Genomic DNA, 15,926 nt, shown 5'->3' with positions numbered 1-15,926 from the left:
AATAAAAAAGCCACCCTGCCCAAAGGAGGATGGCCCTGTTTTATTTGCCGAATATAGATCACTTACTGTTTTGCGGTAGTGTCAACCGGTGCTGCCTGATTGGTATCAAGGTTCACCATGGTGTCCGTACTTACTGCAGGAGGAGCAATACTGGTAGTGTCGATGGGGGCTACAGCAGCTGTATCGCCGCTATTTTCACCTTCTGCGCCGCTGTTACAGGCTGCAAAACCTACAGAACTGATTGCCAGAACAATAAATAGTTTTTTCATTACTTTAATTTTTGGATTAAACAATTTCGAATTAATACAAAAATTGAGAAAAGGTAACCTGCTTCGTCACAAAAAAGTTTTTCTTAGTGCCAAAGGGTTACTATTTTTAAAAAAAAGTATTATAAATTGTACAAAGCGTGAAAGAGACGATCTTAGAACAGGAAATATTGCTACTGAAGGGTTTAGCGCGCAATGATAAGAAATCAACCGAAGAAATATACAAACAGCATTACAACCTCATTCAGGCTTTGGTAGTCAATAATAATGGTACCGCCGATGATGCCCGGGATATTTTCCAGGAATCGATGGTGGTCCTCTTTGAAAAGGCCCGGTCGGGGACGTTTGAACTCAACTGCCAGATCAAAACCTATTTATACTCGGTAGCTAAACGGCTATGGTTAAAGAAGTTGCAGCAGCAGAGCCGGTTTACCGAGGAGTGGAACGATGCCGGCAACCTGGTAAAAGTGGATGAAGACCTGGAGGCGCATGCGCAAAAGGATCAGGATTACACTCTGATGCATCATTCCATCCAGCACCTGGGCGAGCCTTGTAAAAGTTTATTGGAGGCCTTTTATTTTAAGAAAAAGAGCATGCAGGAAATAGCGGAGGCCTTTGGCTATACGAATTCCGAAAATGCGAAGACACAAAAGTATAAGTGCCTGATGCGGTTGAAAAAAATATTCTTTTCTCAATATAAAAAGTAGTCTGATAATGCACGAGCATGACAATATTTTACTGACGGAAGCGGTGGAGCGGTATATCTCCGGGGAAATGAGCCCTGATGAACGGTTACATTTTGAAAATCTAAGAAAAGCCGACAGTGAAATTGACCAGCTGGTAGTAACGCATACGCTGTTTATGCAGCGCATGAACCGCTATCATGAATGGCAAAAATTCCATACCTCTTTAAACGAGATCCATACCGATCTGGCCACCCAGGGAAAAATTGATTCCCCCGCTCTTAAAGGGAAAGCCAGGCTGGCGTACCTGTACAACCGTTACAAAAGAGTGGCTTCCATCGCCGCTTCGATCGCAGGACTTACTGCTTTACTGGTTTCTGCCATTCTCTGGTCGGTAACGCCTAAAAGCCATAATGTCCGGATCGAACAACTAAGCAAAAACCTCAGCTCCCTCGAAAATAAATCACGGAAACAGGCCGAAGAGATCAACAACCTTAAGAACAGCCATGGCGCCGATGCCAAAACCCCGGAAATCACCTACAGCTCCGGCGGCACCGGGTTCATTATTGACAATAAGGGACTGTTGGTTACCAATGCCCATGTGATCCAGAACGCGCAGAATGTAGCAGTGGCCAGCTCTACAGGAGTTGAATACTTTGCGGAAGTAGTGTATGCGGATCCGGTAAGAGACATTGCCCTGCTCAAGATCACCGACAAAGATTTTAAACCACTGCCACCGGTTCCCTACGGATTCTCACGTAAAATGGCCGACCTGGCAGAACCGGTGTTCACGCTGGGCTACCCGAGGGAGGACGAGAACATCGTTTATAACCAGGGTTACCTGAGCGCAAAGACCGGGTTTAACGGCGACACCCTGAGCTGCCAGATACAGATCTCGGCAAACCGCGGCAACAGCGGCAGCCCGATACTGGATGATGAAGGCGATGTGATCGGGGTTTTAAACGGCCGCCAGAAGGACCAGGAAGGTGTTGCCTTCTTCATCCGATCCAGGAACCTTTATAATATCCTCAATGAAGTAAAGGAAAAAGAGAAAACCGATTCCTCCATTCAAAATGTAAAACTGAATACCCGGTCCTCGATAACAAATCTCAATCGTACACAAAAAACGAAAAAGATCCAGGACTATGTTTTTATGGTAAAAGTGAATTAACCGATTTTAGTCATCAACCAAGACCAAAGAGGGTGTCTCCGATTGAGGCACCCTCTTTATTTGGGCTGATTCATCTTCCGGATACCATCGTTCAAAATATTGCCAGCCTGGTCGCCGGTAAAAACACCAGCAATGGCAGAGAGACCTGCTTTTAGCACCCACCAATACACGAACGGCCTCTGGCCACAGTGACCCAAAAAGCCTGTTTACAGAGGATGCTCATTCTGAATGTTCTGCCTGCACAACAAGACCAATGATGGTGGTGAGGGCACTCTTACGGTCACCCTGTACTTTCACCCGGGCGGAGATTTCAGGATCAGCTCCTGGCTGCTGTCGTCGTTACAATGTGTCTACATCCGGGATCACCACTACAGATCGATACCGTTTCTCCTGGTGCAGCAGGGCCACCTGGTAAAGAACGTCTTCCTTGCATTGCCCGATCAGGCGGCTGCTGCGCGGCAGCTTCAGCAGCAGTTCCATCAGGTATTGATTGCGCACTTTGTTAATGAGCGGCTCAGAAGGGCCTGTAATATAATTGCCATAACGGTCCTGAAGACGCGCAGCGAACCAGGCTGCGGCATTCTGTACCACATCTTTGATCTTGTTTTTAAAAGTAAGCCGGATCAGCCTTGTATAAGGCGGATAGCCGAACTGTTCCCGTTTCGGCAGTTCATCATCAAATAAGGCCCGGTATTGATGCCGTTGTACCTGCAGCAGCACCGGATGCTCCGGCTGGGTTGTCTGAACCAGTACACTGCCGGTGCCATGCTTGCGGCCGGCGCGCCCGCTCACCTGCTCCATCAGCTGAAAGGCACGCTCGTTTACCCGGAAATCCGCAAAGGAAAGAATCCCGTCTGCATCCACAATACCCACCAGCTCCACATGCTCAAAATCCAGTCCCTTTACCACCATCTGCGTTCCCACCAGGATGTCCAGCTTCTGTTGCTCAAAAGCCTGTATCAGCTGATCGTGTGCGTGTTTTCCGCGTACCGCATCAATGTCCATCCGCCCCACCCGGGCACGGGGAAAGAGCTCCTGCAGCGCCTCTTCCACACGTTCTGTTCCAAATTGTTTTTGAATAAAATCATGGTTGCCGCAATGCGGACAGGTAACCATAAGCGGGTAGCTGGTACCGCAATAATGGCAAACCAATTTGTTATATACCTTATGATAATTCAGCGATACATCACAGTATTTGCATTGGGGCACCCATCCGCAGGTATTGCAGCGCTGGTAAGGCGTATAGCCCCGCCTGTTTTGAAAGAGGATCACCTGCTTCCCGCGTTCCAGTGCATCCCGGATATTTTGCGCAAGCGGCGGGAACAGGATGGTTTCCGCAAACTCCTTCGCCCGGTAACGGCGGGTATCCACGATTTCCATCTCCGGAAGCTTCATATCGCCAAAGCGCTCCGTCAGCAATACCAGTCCGTATTTTCCATTGACGGCGTTGCTGTAAGATTCAAAAGACGGGGTGGCGCTTCCCAGGAGTACCTTGCACTCCCGGAACAGGGAGGCAAAATAAATGGCCGCATCCCGGGCATGGTAGCGCGGTGCCGGCTCCATTTGTTTGTAGGAAGTATCCTGTTCCTCATCGCAAACGATCATTCCCAGGTCCTGAAAAGGCAGGAACAGGGAGGAGCGTGCGCCCAGCACGATCTTTAAGGACCCGTCTTTGACCTTATTCCAGATCTCCACCCGTTCATTTTGCGAAAACCGCGAATGATACACGCCTATATGTCCGCCGAAATGACGCTGCAACCGGCGGATGGTCTGCGAGGTCAGCGCGATCTCGGGCAGCATGTAAAGCACTTGTCTCCCCTTCCGGATCTGCTCTTCGATCAGGTGGATGTAGATCTCGGTCTTTCCGCTGGAGGTAACCCCGTGTAACAGACATACATCTTTTTTGCCAAATGCCTCCCGGATGCCTTCTAAAGCCGTACGCTGTGCTGCAGACAGGTCAAAATTGATCCGGATATCTTTCGGCAGCGCCGGGATACGGTCTACCGTTCTTTTTTCCAGCAGCAGGATGCCTTTGTCGGCAAGTCCTTTCAGTTGTGCTTCACTGGCGCCCGTTTTCTTCAGCAGGGCCTGCCGGGTAATGGTACCCTCCGTTTTCTGAAAGTGGAGATACCCGAGCAGCAGCTCCATTTGCTTTCCGGCACGTTGCAGCTTGGGATCCTCATTCAGCAGTTTTTCCAATGCTGCTTCGTTATCATAATCGGGATGCAGCAAAACATAGGTCTCCTTTTTAGGGCTGTAACTTTCTTTCAGGGATTCCCACACATAACAGATCCGGCCCTGGATCAGGCGGTTCACCACCGGGTATACATGATTGCTGTCGAGGATCTGTTGCGCTTCAGACAGCTTCAGCTCCTTCCTGATCAGCAGCGCTTCTGCAACAAGGAACGCTTCATTATCCAGGTCCGTAAAATCATCCCCGGCTTCTTCATTGAATACCAGTATGGTTTCGCTGCTCAGTTTAAAATGGGCGGGCAAGGCAGCGGCCATCACCTCCCCTTCGGTACACATATAATACCGCGCGATCCATTCCCAAAGCTTCAGCTGCCATTCAAACACCACAGGCGTTGCATCCAGCACATTGACGATCTCTTTGGCTTCAAAAAATTCAGGCGGTGTACGGTGCACCCTTTTGATGACACCGGCGTATTTTTTGGATCTTCCCAGGTTGACCTCTACCCTGCACCCCGCAATGGCCGTTGCTTTCAGGTGCTCCGGGATGGCCCAGGTATAATTCAGCGGCAGCGCCAACGGGATGACCACTTCGGCAAAGTCCGTTGCAACGGCTGACTGGTGATACGGTAATTCATTCTTCATGCGCTCCTCCCTTTATTCCGGTTATTGCTTTGCCCAGGTAACATTATACTCGATCAGTTTCTGCTCCATCAGGGAAAAAACCTTCTGCTTTAATTGCTCATGATCTTTTACCGTCCAGCCTTCTACGGGCACCTCGTCCAAAAATACCACCCGGCAGCGCCCGGGGTTCAAAGAAAACCGCCGTGTATAAGGCATCCGGTCGTAGGTATCCAGGAACAGCACGGGCCGCACCGGCGTCCGGGTTTCCAGCGCCAGCTTAAAGGCGCCGTTATAAAAATCTTTTAAAGGCCGGCCGGTTTCATTAAATGTCCCTTCCGGAAAAACAAAAATAGAGATTCCTTTATTGATCACCGACCGTAAAATACGAATGCTCTTTGCCCTCCCTTCTGCCGACCGGCGGTCTACCGTCACAATTGCCCGTTTATAGATAAAGCCAAAGACCGGCAGCTTCCCCATTTCGGCCTTGCCCAGGGCGCGCATCGGCTTGCGGAAAACCTTTACCATAACCGGAATATCCAGGTACGAGATATGATTGGAAACGAGAATATATTTTTTATTCCGGTCAAAAGGCGTGGTGTACGTTTTCCTTACCCATATGCCCGTCAGCGCAAACCAAAGATCCGCCCAAACCGTGCAAAGCCCGTAAATGATGTTGCCGCCCCTTATCCTGCCAAAGAAAGCCGCAATAACACAAAGCGGAAAGATAAGCAACATAATGACCAGGAAGACCACCGCTGCATAGATCGTATAAATGAACCGAAACATAGCTCTTAATCCTTCAAAAATAGCGGGTTATGGCAAAATAATAAGCGGATATTTCTCAACAGTTCTCAAAAGTATCCTATCGGCTAATTTTCCGTAAATTTGCAGCCTTTATGCAGGGTGTAAAAACAGTGGCCTTCCACACGCTTGGTTGTAAACTCAACTATTCAGAAACTTCTTCCATTTCCCGGTTAATGGAACAGGAAGGGTTTGAGAAAAAGGAATTTACGGATGTGGCAGACGTCTATGTGATCAACACCTGCTCGGTAACCGACAATGCCGACAAGGAATGCCGGCAGCTTGTACGCCGTATCCAGCGCAAGGCCCCGGAAAGCATGGTAGTGATCACCGGCTGCTATGCCCAGCTGAAGCCTAAAGAAATTGCGGACATCCCGGGCGTGGACCTGGTGCTGGGTGCCGCTGAAAAATTCAATATTGTAAAGCATATCCGCGAGCTTTCGAAAAACGATGCGGCCAAAATATGCAGCTGTGATATTGAGGAAGTAACCGGATTTCACAGCTCCTACTCCATTAATGACCGCACCCGGACCTTTCTGAAAGTGCAGGATGGCTGCGATTATAACTGTTCTTTCTGTACCATCCCCATGGCCCGTGGAAAAAGCCGCAGCGCAGCCATTGATGCCGTTGTAAAAGACGCAGCATTACTGGCCACCGCCGGAGCAAAGGAAATTGTGCTGACGGGTATCAATCTCGGAGATTTTGGCAAAGGGCCTGATGGCAATGCTTCTGCTGCCCTCAATAGCCGAAGCGAAAATTTTTACAGGCTCATACAGGAGCTGGACCAGGTGGAAGGCATTGAACGTTTCCGGATTTCGTCCATTGAACCCAACCTGCTGGGAAATGAGATCATTGAATTTGTTGCAGACAGCAAGAAGTTCATGCCCCATTTCCATATTCCCCTGCAAAGCGGCAGCAACGCGGTTCTTGCCGCCATGCGCAGGAGGTATAAAAAAGAACTGTACGCCGACCGGGTGGGCCGGATCAAAGCCCTAATGCCGCATTGCTGCATCGGAGTGGATGTGATCGTTGGATTTCCCGGTGAAACCGATGCCTATTTTAAGGAAACCTATGATTTCCTGCATGAGCTGGGAGTATCGTATTTTCATGTTTTTACCTATTCGGAAAGGGCCAATACCCACGCCCTCACCCTTCAACCGGTAGTTCCTGTACAGGTACGTCACGAGCGGAACAAAATGCTACGAAACCTGTCTTATATGAAAATGCAATATTTTGAGCAGCAACATGCGGGGCAAACCCGAAAAGTACTGTTTGAGAACCACAACAAAAACGGCATGATGGAAGGTTACACCGACAACTACATCCGCGTCCATACCCCCTACCGTTCCGAATGGGAGAACCAGATCATTGAGTGGAAATTATGATTTTCCGACTATTGACAGTTTATTCCCATATTTACTTTTGTTGATCCCAATTAGTTAGCACTACCACCTTCCACATTAACATTTTCTTCTTATTTATTGTCAGGGCATGGTATTGTATTTGCAGTTTTTCCATCTGAAACGAGAACATTTCCATGCTCTTTAGGTTATATGCCAAGAGCCTTCAAACCGTGTACAGGACTGGGCTATAGGCAAAAACATTTTAATGTTTTTTTACATTATTTATTAACAAATCCTGTATCATATAAATTATTTATCCGGCGTTTAAGCAAGTAAGTAAACCTTTGTTATTTATATTTTTTATTAAAATTTTAATCATGAAAAGAACTACAAAAACAGTAATGGTGGCGTTGGCTGCAACCGTAATCAGCGGAAGTGCATTTGCTCAGGTAGACAGCACAAAAACCGATACAACTGTTGTGACGACAGATTCTACACAAATGCAGCAGGATCAAAATGAGGACAAAAAGGAAGACAAAAAAGAAGATACAACAGTTACGCCTACTCCGCCCCAGGCTTATGTTGCTCCTTCGATAAAAAGCAATACTTATGTTTGGGTTGCCACCAACAGGGAACTGATGGGCAACAAAAAAACAGCTATCGAAGCAGAAAAGCAGGAAGCCTGATTAAAAGGAGTCCGGTCCGTCAAAAACCACCCTGGGAAACCAGTGTGGTTTTTTTTATTTTTGTAAGTTTGGTTAACAGAACAAGCAAATTATGCCTACAAAGATAAAGTGCCCCAGCTGCCAATATGAGTTCCCGATCGAAGCCGCGCTTACCGATGAGCTGAAACATGCCATTGAAAAAGAAAAAGATACCCTGCGCAGGCAAATGCAGGACTATAAAAAGAACAAGGACGAGGAAATCGCACTGCTGAAAAAAACAGCAGCGCAGGAGGCAACCAAAGCAGAGGAGCTGTGGCAGCAAAAGCTGACCAATGAAAAGCAGTTGCTGCACCAGCAACTGGAGGAGCAACTGCGCAAAAGCATCAGCACCGACTTCGAAAACCGCATCGGTACCTTGCAAAAGGCACAGGAGGAAAGCGAAGAAAAACTAAAGCAGGCCCGGCAAAAAGAAGCCGATTTTTTAAGAAAAGAACAGGAGTTTAAAACCCGGGAGGCCGAGCTGGAGATCACCGTTCAAAAGAAATTAAATGCAGAACGGGAAAAGCTGGCAGAAGAGCTCCGGCGGATCGAGAATGAAAAGACGGCGCTAAAGGAAAGCGAATATCAATTAAAGCTTAAGGAACTGGAAACCCAGCTGGAACAGCAAAAGAAACTGGCGGCGGAAATGCAACGCAAGGCCGAGCAGGGCTCCATGCAATTGCAAGGCGAAAGCCAGGAACTGGCGCTGGAAGAAATGCTGGCAACAGCCTTCCCTTTTGACCTCATTGAGGAGGTAGGCAAAGGTGTGCGCGGGGCAGATTCGATCCAAACCATCCGCAACAACCTGGGCATTGCCTGCGGCAAGATCATCTGGGAGAGCAAGCGGGCCGAAAATTTCGGCGGCGACTGGATCGAGAAATTAAAAGCCGATATGCGCAGCCAGGGTGCGGACGTCGCCGTTCTGGTCACCCGTCGTTATCCGAAAGATATGGAACGCTTCGGCGAAAAAGAAGGGGTATGGATCTGTAATTTTAGCGAAGCAAAGGCCCTGGCCAGTGTACTGCGGGATGGGATCATAAAGATCTTCAATGCCTCCAAAAGCCAGGAAAATAAAGGGGATAAAATGAACCTGCTCTATGCCTACCTGACCAGTCCCGAATTTTCGGAACAATGGAAAGCCATACGGGAAGGTTTTTTAAGCATGAAGGTCTCCATCCAGAAAGAACGGGATGCCATGGAGCGCTTATGGAAGGCACGCGAAAAGCAGCTGGAAAAAGTATTGCTCAACGCCACCCATATCCGCGGTTCCATCGATGGCATCAGCGGGCTGGAGTCGGTAGACCTGAATTTACTGGGGTATGAGGAGGAAGAATAAATGCTCCCATTATTATCAATCTTCCAAAAGCTCAACATACAGGGCCTGCAATTTTTTCATTACATTTCCTGCAAAATAGGGCTTCACCATTTCGAAAGACCGTTCACCCATGCCTTTCAGCTGTTCGGGGTACTGAATCAAATGGTTGATCCGTTCCCACAGGGCCGCTTTGTTGCCGGGTTCGATCAAAAAACCGTTCCGGCCCTCTTCCACCACTTCAGGTATTCCCCCTACAGTGGTAGCGATCACTGGTTTGCTGTAACTCATGGCTTCGAGTATCGAAATAGGCAATCCTTCGTTATAGGAAGGGAGCACGTAAACATCGCACGAATGGAGAAGATCCTTTTTTCTCTGACCATCTACCCATCCCATATAAGTGACCATATCCTGCAATTGATATTTCGCAATCATTCCATTCAGCTTTTCCACTTCACCGTTTCCGCCGATGTAAAATTTTGCAGCACCTTTTAATTCGCTATGATGCTTCCGGATCACTTCGATCAGGTCAAAGATGCCTTTCCGGTCGCCGATAAGGCCAAGAAACAGGAAAGAAACAGGTGCATCGGGGGAAGAAGGTGCTACCGCGCAGCGCTGCGGTTCTTCTACAATATTTTCCAGTACCACGATCTTATTTGGTACAAAACAGCGCTCGTAAAACATTTTCCATTGGGGCGAAAGACAAATAATGCAATCTACATGATTCATAAAGTGTTTGAACATCCTTCTTGTCATGCCCGCCTTTCTCTGGTAAAAATCTTTCAGCTCAGAACCGTGGCTGTGAAAAATAACTTTCCGCTTAAAAAGATATTTCGATAGTAAAAAAACACCATATTTTCTATAAAAACTGCCTTTTGCCGCTGTATGTATATGTACCAGGCGTATTTGCTTATTCAGAAATAATTTAACGACCACCCGGCAACAGGCATATACGTATATGGGCAATGATCCCAGTTTGAATTTCGTTTTTGCTTCGGGATAGGTCGCAATAAAATGAAAGGGGTAAAAATACATGCTGTAGGCATTTACTACTGCACCAATACCACCGCGGTAATTTTTATATGCCGGGGCAACCGTAAGCACCTGATCCGATATTTTTGAATTGATCATCATCTGTTCTCTTTTGGAATGCATCGCCTTTGCAGCGCCGTCAAACCGCTTTTATAATTTATCATCACACTCCGGCAGTATTCCTTTGACGTCATACACAACCGCCTTCTCCTTTTTCAGCTTCGTCAGGTCTATCTTTAAAAACTCCCTGTGCGCCACTCCTAACACAAGCGCGTCAAATTTACCTGAAGGCTGTTCCGTTGTGCTTTCGATGCCATATTCATGAAGTACTTCTACCGGATCTGCCCGCGGATCGAATGTAGTTATATGAATGCCATAATCTATCAGTGCCGAAATAACGTCCACAATCTTCGTATTGCGTACATCGGGGCAATTCTCTTTAAAAGTGATGCCCAGCATCAGCACTTCCGCGCCATTGACATTGATCCCCTTTTTGATCATCGCTTTTACTACCTGCGCTGCAACATAAGCTCCCATGGAATCATTCAAACGGCGCCCCGCCAGAATAATTTCCGGATGGTACCCATGCTCCTGCGCTTTTTGAGCTAAATAATACGGATCAACGCCGATACAATGCCCTCCTACCAGGCCGGGCCTAAACGGCAGAAAATTCCATTTTGTACCCGCAGCTTCCAGTACATCCTGCGTATTTATCCCCAGTATATTAAAGATCTTTGCCAGCTCATTGACAAAAGCAATATTGATATCCCGCTGCGAGTTCTCGATCACTTTAGCAGCTTCGGCAACCTTAATTGCAGGGGCAAGATGCGTTCCTGCCGTAATTACGGACCTGTAAACTTCATCAACCTTCCGGCCCGTTTCCGGGGTGGAGCCCGACGTAACCTTCAATATCTTTTCAACAGTATGCTCCTTATCTCCCGGATTGATCCGCTCCGGCGAATACCCGGCAAAAAAATCTTTATTGAACCGGAGCCCGGATACCTTTTCCAATACCGGAACACATTCCTCCTCGGTAACCCCCGGGTAAACGGTTGATTCATATACAACGATATCCCCTTGCTTCAATACGTTGCCTACGGTTTCCGAAGCTCTATAAAGCGGTGTCAGATCCGGGCGGTTATGTTTATCAACCGGGGTAGGTACGGTCACTACGTAAAAATCAGCATCTTCGATATCGGCCAATTGGCTGGACACGTACAAACCTTTTTCATCCCCACAATACGGGTTTTCCTGAACTAAAACACCCTGCAGCGCATCCGCTTCCACCTCCAGCGTCAGATCCTTTCCTCCACGCAATTCATCAATACGCCGCTGATTAATATCAAAACCGACAACCGGGTATTTTGTAGCAAACAAACGGGCCAGCGGCAATCCAACGTAACCCAAACCAATAACTGCGATCCTTTTCATGTATTTTCCTAATAATTAATTACATTCTTAGTTTAAACTTCCCCGATCTGGTATGATCAGGCGTTGCTCACAAATTGCCGGACGGCATCAATCAGTCCGGACGAAGCCACTTTGCCAATACGATGCAGGGGGCTCAATTCGCCTCTGGCGCCCTTTAACACCAAATCTTCCAGTTGTTCCGTACTATAGGCCACATTTATGTAGCCCATTGCTTCCAGCTTTTTTACAGTCGCCAGCTGATGCTCATTCCTCGTTTCCCTTAATGAAGCCAGACGCGGGAAAACGATGATCGGCTTTTCAAATTCAAAGGCAGACAGGATCGTCCCCATTCCGGCATGGCTTACAATGAGGTCTGCTTTCTTAAATAGCTGCTCGAATATTTTTGGTGGAACAAATCCCAATACTTCCATATTTTTTACGTCATATTCCGTATCGGATAATTGAGCGATCACTTCCCCGGAAATTTTTCCCGCAAGAACATCCATCGCCTCAACAAGCCTGTCAAACGGCTCATGTGTGCCTATCGTTAGTAATATCATGATAATATATTTCCTTCATATAAAAATTTAGTATTGGCCAGGTCCCGCCATTGTGTAAGCGCCCTGTGTGCAAAGACCGATGCTATTTTGCCGCTCAGCGAAAGACATTCGGCATTTGCAATACTATCGATCCAAAGCGTTTGCGCTCCACATAAACGGCCCGCAATGATTGCCAGCAAACCGGGCGCCGCGCCGGTGGTAACAATTACATCGGGCCGGGCCTTGCGCACGATGCCCACCACCAGGAAGAAAGTACGCAGGACCCCTAACTTATTCCAGCGCGTCGCGTTCCGCACAAAATAGAACCGGTGGGGTGCAACCATTTCTTCAAAATTTTCTTTTGTGGATAAAAAGGATACTGTGTGACCCTCAAAAGCCGGCACCAACCTCAAAAGCTGCACCCAGTGCCCGCCTGCTGATGCAACAGCAAGAATGCGTTTACTCATATCTATATTATTTCATTTTATACAGTACAAATATTTTTTTTAATCCAAAAACATCCACCGGAACTCATACGATCATACACGTTCATATTCTTTCAAATAATCCGAAGCGGTGCGTTGAATGCTGTAGTGCTTTTTAGCATGCTCACAGGCGTTTTCGGCAACTTCCGTTATCTTATCCCGGTCATCCTTAATAAACTCCTCAAGTCTACCCGCAAGATCCGGTGCACTCCCGGTTTCAAAACAAATACCATATTTTCCGTTGGCGATCACTTCCATTGGTCCGTCTATGTCAGAAACGAGAACAGGTGTTTTGGCTGCCATGCTCTCCACAATCGTTAGCCCGAATCCCTCAATAAAAGAAGGCTGCACCAGCAGGTCATAATCCTTTAAATGCTTGTAAATATAGTCCCTGTCCCTGAGCCCCAAAAAGGAGATCTGGGCATCCACCCCCAGCTTTTTAACGAGCTCCTGCAAATAATCAAAGGAAACGCCTTCTCCAATAAAATCTACATGAATCTGCTGCACGCCTTTTTTCTTCAGCAGGGATATGGCTTCTATCAAAACATGCTGTCCCTTTTTTTCGGTCTCCAACCGGCCCACCTGTACAATGCTGAACTGCTCCCCCGTTGCGGGAAAGTCATCCGACTTTTCATAAATACCATTCATATCGATCCCATTGCAAATCACGGTCGCATGCACTCCGGTCCGCCTTTTTAAATCCTCCGCCACAGCACCGGAAATAGCATATATCTTTCTGTATTTTCCAAAGTGCTTCGAGTCAATATCCGTAATATGCAACGTCAATATGGACTTTTTCCGGAACGCCGGCCAAAGCAGCTTAACTACGGAATGTGAATGACAATGAATGACATCGTATTTATTCCTGTAAATGATGTCATTCAGCCGGATGATTCTGATTACCGACCGCAGCGATCTGCTACCCCGGGTCCGGTTGATCCTGTAGAATCGTACGTCGGGCCGCAGTTTCGCCACCAGCGATTCGTCAATTTCATCATTGACAACCGCAACAGAGATGCTGTGCTGTAACGATTGCGTGTTCACAATATCCACAAGCATGGTCTCTATCCCTCCTGTTTTCATTGAAAAAAGCAAGTGAAGAATATTCATTTATCGGTTTTATTTAGTGAAACGATCGTCATCGGCACAACTGCATAATAACACGCTCCTACTTTAAAAAATAATATAGCGGAAGCTTTTCCCTTCCATCTGCATCCCATATGAATAACATCTGATACCATTCCGTTCTATTGAACATATCGGAAAAAACGGGGTATATATATGCGAACAAACTAATTACGCAAAAAAACTGCATATAAATACTGTACCGTCTGTAATTTGACAAAACATAATAATAGGAATACCCTGATACCATTATGGAGAATAACAAAAATGCGCTGCCATACCTGTCCAGTATTTCCACCTGCCCGAATATGGGCGCTATGAGGATGCCAATCATAAAAAGGTTTGCATCCAGATACCGGATCCTATTCCTTTTCAGCAGTTGCGGAATAATGTACAGCGGAAAGGAATACGCTGCTATTTTCCTGATCTGTGTGCTCCAACGCAACTCATCCCTGACGCCTATTGACCCTAACTGCCCGCTTATCAGCTGTCCAAAATTATCTGCATAGGAAGCTGACCTTTGATCAAATCCGAAAAAATTAATATAGGGTTCTAAAAAACCCAGCATCTGAATACTGCCAATAAATACAGATATCACCAATAACACCTGGGCTATAACCGGCGGCAAAACACTCCTGCGCAACCAGCACAGCGCCAAACACGCCGCTATTAATGGCAGCATTCCAATGTGAAACAAAACAGCAACAGCCCCAAACACGGCGCATTTCCAATACCTGCTTTTATGCAAAAAAGCCACAAAAAGCAGAAAAAAAGAAATGCCAAGATACCACCGGATATAGTTCTCCGCATTATATGCTTCAATTAGAAAGATCACAAACATATAGGGAGCGGCCCTTCTGTAACTTTTCAACAGAAAGACAAAAGAATAGATCAGCAAAAAGCTACACAATAAAATAAAGCATTGATACGGCAGTCCCAGGCGGAACATCACACTGTTTGTCAAACCGAATAAAAGCTCATACCCTCCTTCCTGGAGACTCTTCCCTAACTCATGATAGCGATCAGCGTACAAATTATAATCAATCATTCGCCCAAACCGCAGCCCCATACATATGCAATATGAAATGATCGGGAAGGCGGCATACTGCCAGTACATTCTTTTGCTGGCCGTTTTGGACATGTGCACACCAAAATAGATCATAACGATAACGTTAAGCAGATTGATCAATATATATACAACTCTTACATGATCGTACATAACCTCTATCGTTTAAACACTCCCTGAATCCATCCCCTGCCGAATAAATATGTTTTTGAATAGACCAACAGCAAACGGTCAAACAGGATGTAGGGCCTGCCATTCAATGCATATATATACCGGTTAGCCGATAAAGAACAGATCGAAACCCATTTTCCCAGACTCCGGAACAGCATATAGTAATCAGTCCGCAATGAATAATTGATCCGGTTAAAATTTTCGATCAGCCAAAAGGACAGGTAAGAGAACTCTTTAGTACTTACACTTTTAAAAACAACGTTCTTCCTGTTTCCTTTACAATAGATATCCAATGCTTTAATAACCTCCTGTTTCCATTGCAACAATGCTTCGGGGGGATGTTTCCGGCTCGTTAAACTCCCGTCCTCCCTTTTATAATAATGATACCCGCAATGATCAATGCTCCGGACGGTGCTGCTTACCGTCAAATACTGAAGAATAAAAATCAGGTCTTCGCTAAGATGACAATTTTCCAGGAACCGGAGATCATGAGCCTTAACAACAGAAGCTCTGCAGCATTTGCTCCATGTACTGTTCAGCAAAGCTCCCTGTATATTTTCCAAATATGCAACGATACCGTCCTTCTCCTGGCCACCGCCAAAAGCGTCCTGCAATGCGACCTTAACCGTTTTGTGATTATATATAATTGCCGCTCCCTGAAACAGCACATCGGCATCAAGATGCTCCGCATATTTCTGAAGCCAGTGTTCATCCACACGATCATCGCTGTCTATAAAGCACAGCCATGCTCCGCCGGCCTGATCCAACCCGAGGTTCCTCGCTGAGCTTACACCGCCATTTTGCTTATGAAACACCTTTACACGACGGTCCTTCCGCGCATATGTATCACAGATCCGGCCAGACATATCGCTGCTCCCATCGTTTATCAGTAACACCTCAAAATCGTCGAAAGACTGTTTAAGAACGCTATCGAGGCATGCGATCAGATACTTTTCTGCGTTATAAACAGGTATGATTATGGAAAATACCGGGGTCATTATTGC

The 15,926-nt window shown here is 46.7% G+C and carries 15 protein-coding genes; 5 read left to right on the top strand and 10 right to left on the bottom strand.

Annotated elements, in window-relative coordinates; all coding sequences use genetic code 11:
* Nucleotides 1–62: 62 nt before the first annotated feature.
* The gene (locus tag B160_RS0101730) at nucleotides 63–269 is read right to left on the bottom strand and encodes a hypothetical protein (protein ID WP_018626120.1); all 207 of its coding nucleotides are present in this window, start codon (nucleotides 267–269) and stop codon (nucleotides 63–65) included.
* A gap of 137 nt (nucleotides 270–406) precedes the next feature.
* Between B160_RS0101730 and B160_RS0101725 the strand changes: the two genes are divergently transcribed.
* Both B160_RS0101725 and B160_RS0101720 read left to right on the top strand, forming a co-directional pair.
* Nucleotides 407–973, top strand: a complete 567-nt coding sequence (locus tag B160_RS0101725; protein WP_018626119.1) for an RNA polymerase sigma factor — start codon at nucleotides 407–409, stop codon at nucleotides 971–973.
* Between the two features lie 7 nt (nucleotides 974–980).
* Nucleotides 981–2,120: a S1C family serine protease gene (locus B160_RS0101720; protein WP_018626118.1), complete on the top strand. Its 1,140-nt coding sequence runs from the start codon at nucleotides 981–983 to the stop codon at nucleotides 2,118–2,120.
* Nucleotides 2,121–2,459: 339 nt separating this feature from the next.
* On the opposite strand, the gene priA is transcribed toward B160_RS0101720, so the two are convergent.
* The gene (priA, locus tag B160_RS0101710; RefSeq protein WP_018626116.1) at nucleotides 2,460–4,955 is read right to left on the bottom strand and encodes a replication restart helicase PriA; all 2,496 of its coding nucleotides are present in this window, start codon (nucleotides 4,953–4,955) and stop codon (nucleotides 2,460–2,462) included.
* Nucleotides 4,956–4,976: 21 nt separating this feature from the next.
* Nucleotides 4,977–5,720 carry a lysophospholipid acyltransferase family protein gene (locus B160_RS0101705; protein ID WP_018626115.1) on the bottom strand — a complete coding sequence of 248 codons (744 nt, stop codon included), beginning with the start codon at nucleotides 5,718–5,720 and terminating at the stop codon, nucleotides 4,977–4,979.
* Between the two features lie 110 nt (nucleotides 5,721–5,830).
* Between B160_RS0101705 and mtaB the strand changes: the two genes are divergently transcribed.
* From mtaB to B160_RS0101685, 3 genes are all read left to right on the top strand, one after another.
* Nucleotides 5,831–7,120, top strand: a complete 1,290-nt coding sequence (mtaB, locus tag B160_RS0101700; protein WP_018626114.1) for a tRNA (N(6)-L-threonylcarbamoyladenosine(37)-C(2))-methylthiotransferase MtaB — start codon at nucleotides 5,831–5,833, stop codon at nucleotides 7,118–7,120.
* Between the two features lie 335 nt (nucleotides 7,121–7,455).
* Nucleotides 7,456–7,764: a hypothetical protein gene (locus tag B160_RS0101690; protein ID WP_018626112.1), complete on the top strand. Its 309-nt coding sequence runs from the start codon at nucleotides 7,456–7,458 to the stop codon at nucleotides 7,762–7,764.
* Between the two features lie 91 nt (nucleotides 7,765–7,855).
* Entirely contained in the window at nucleotides 7,856–9,118 is a 1,263-nt protein-coding gene (locus B160_RS0101685) for a DUF2130 domain-containing protein (RefSeq protein WP_018626111.1), read from the top strand.
* A 15-nt stretch (nucleotides 9,119–9,133) separates the two neighbouring features.
* Here B160_RS0101685 and B160_RS28190 read toward each other — a convergent pair whose 3' ends face one another.
* The 7 genes from B160_RS28190 to B160_RS30400 all read right to left on the bottom strand — a co-directional run bounded on the left by B160_RS28190 (nucleotide 9,134) and on the right by B160_RS30400 (nucleotide 15,920).
* Nucleotides 9,134–10,228, bottom strand: a complete 1,095-nt coding sequence (locus tag B160_RS28190) for a glycosyltransferase family 4 protein (RefSeq protein WP_169539979.1) — start codon at nucleotides 10,226–10,228, stop codon at nucleotides 9,134–9,136.
* 48 nt (nucleotides 10,229–10,276) lie between these two features.
* The gene (locus B160_RS0101675) at nucleotides 10,277–11,557 is read right to left on the bottom strand and encodes a nucleotide sugar dehydrogenase (protein WP_018626109.1); all 1,281 of its coding nucleotides are present in this window, start codon (nucleotides 11,555–11,557) and stop codon (nucleotides 10,277–10,279) included.
* Between the two features lie 56 nt (nucleotides 11,558–11,613).
* Entirely contained in the window at nucleotides 11,614–12,096 is a 483-nt protein-coding gene (locus tag B160_RS0101670) for a glycosyltransferase (protein WP_018626108.1), read from the bottom strand.
* Nucleotides 12,093–12,542: a glycosyltransferase family protein gene (locus tag B160_RS0101665; RefSeq protein WP_018626107.1), complete on the bottom strand. Its 450-nt coding sequence runs from the start codon at nucleotides 12,540–12,542 to the stop codon at nucleotides 12,093–12,095. The genes B160_RS0101670 and B160_RS0101665 overlap by 4 nt, the downstream gene beginning before the upstream one ends.
* A 72-nt stretch (nucleotides 12,543–12,614) precedes the next feature.
* A complete protein-coding gene (locus B160_RS0101660; protein WP_026309448.1) occupies nucleotides 12,615–13,670 on the bottom strand; it encodes a glycosyltransferase family 4 protein in 1,056 nt (351 codons plus the stop codon).
* Between the two features lie 58 nt (nucleotides 13,671–13,728).
* Entirely contained in the window at nucleotides 13,729–14,904 is a 1,176-nt protein-coding gene (locus tag B160_RS30405; RefSeq protein ID WP_018626105.1) for an EpsG family protein, read from the bottom strand.
* Nucleotides 14,905–14,909: 5 nt separating this feature from the next.
* Nucleotides 14,910–15,920, bottom strand: coding sequence for a glycosyltransferase family 2 protein (locus B160_RS30400; RefSeq protein ID WP_018626104.1), 1,011 nt, complete (start codon nucleotides 15,918–15,920; stop codon nucleotides 14,910–14,912).
* Between the last annotated feature and the right edge of the window lie 6 nt (nucleotides 15,921–15,926).

It is taken from the genome of Niabella aurantiaca DSM 17617, assembly GCF_000374125.1.
GTDB lineage: Bacteria > Bacteroidota > Bacteroidia > Chitinophagales > Chitinophagaceae > Niabella > Niabella aurantiaca.
This window is presented reverse-complemented; position numbering and strand designations above follow the sequence as displayed.